At 43.5% G+C, this 1424-nt stretch carries 1 protein-coding gene; it reads right to left on the bottom strand.

Annotated elements, in window-relative coordinates:
• Window positions 1-449 precede the first annotated feature (449 nt).
• Window positions 450-1424, bottom strand: a 975-nt coding sequence (locus PARA125_RS09655) for a leucine-rich repeat domain-containing protein (protein WP_213158676.1), incomplete at its 5' end; no start/stop codon positions are given.

Genomic DNA, 1424 nt, shown 5'->3' with positions numbered 1-1424 from the left:
ACGTTAAATAAGGAAGGGGTTGCGCAAGCCTCTAAAATAGGATAAAGCAATTCATTGGGCAAGCTTTCTATGGATAAAAAAGAGTTAGAATTCATTTTTACCTCTTAAGTTGATGGTTTTTAATCTGTATATTTTTTGGATAGCCTAAAAAACCAAGAGGGTAGAGCCAATTTCACAAAAAGCTTTAACGTATTTCTTAAAAACAAGCTTAAAGAAGGATTTCTTAAGGCCAATATGTTATTGGCTTTACTCTTACCCTTATCTTTCATTTCGTTAATGGCCAATAGGCCCCTTGTTTTGGCTTTTACCCTATCTGCAATTTGCGTAGGGATACTAGCGCTTGCACTAAAGAGAGGTACAGAAGTTTAAGAATGGGGCCAAGCTTAACAGGGAGAGCTATTCCACGCTCCCATGCAAAAAAGCATTGAACGGGTTTTGTGCCGAATCTTTCATAACAGGTTTTCCTCCAAATTAAGCTCCTTTAATGCAGGTAGTTGCCTTATCCCTGCAGGAAGATTGGCGATCGGGTTCTCAGTTAAATCAAGCTTTTCTAGTTGGGACAGCTGCGTTATCTCTTTAGGAAGGCTAGAGAGCTGGTTGTGTTGTAAGTCAAGATGCACCAGGTTCGATAGCTGGCCTATCTCTTTAGGAAGGCTAGTGAGCTGATTGTCTTGTAAGTTAAGACGCCGCAAGCGCGATATCTGGCCTATCTCTTTAGGAAGGTTAGAGAGCTGGTTGTGTTGTAAGTCAAGGTGCACCAGGTTCGGTAGCTGGCCTATCATTTTAGTAAGGCTAGAGAGCTGGTTGTGTTGTAAGCCAAGATACCGTAAGCGCGATATCTGGCCTATCTCTTTAGGAAGACTGGAGAGCTGATTGTGTTGTAAGTCAAGATACCGCAGGCCCGATATCTGACCTATCTCTTTAGGAAGGCTAGAGAGCTGATTGTGTTGTAAATAAAGTTGGTAAAGCCACGATAGCTGGCCTATCTCTTTAGGAAGGCTAGAGAGCTGATTGTGTTCTAAGTTAAGATGCTGCAGGCGCGATAGCCGGCCTATTTCTTTAGGAAGGCTAGTGAGCTGGTTGTGTTCTAAGTAAAGATACTCCAGTCCCGATAGCTGGCCTATCTCTTCAGGAAGGCTGGAGAGCTGGTTGTGTTGTAAGCCAAGATGCCGCAAGCGCGATAGTTGGCCTATTTCTTTAGGAAGGCTAGAGAGCTGATTGTGTTGTAAGTCAAGATACCGCAGGCCCGATATCTGACCTATCTCTTTAGGAAGGCTAGAGAGCTGATTGTGTTGTAAATAAAGTTGGTAAAGCCACGATAGCTGGCCTATCTCTTTAGGAAGGCTAGAGAGCTGATTGTGTTCTAAGTTAAGATGCTGCAGGCGCGATAGCCGGCCTATTTCTTTAGGAAGGCTAGAAAGCTG

Source organism: Parachlamydia sp. AcF125, assembly GCF_018342475.1.
In the GTDB taxonomy this organism is placed as follows: domain Bacteria; phylum Chlamydiota; class Chlamydiia; order Chlamydiales; family Parachlamydiaceae; genus Parachlamydia.
Note: the sequence above shows the minus strand (reverse complement) of the source record. Positions and strands in the feature narration are given on the sequence as shown.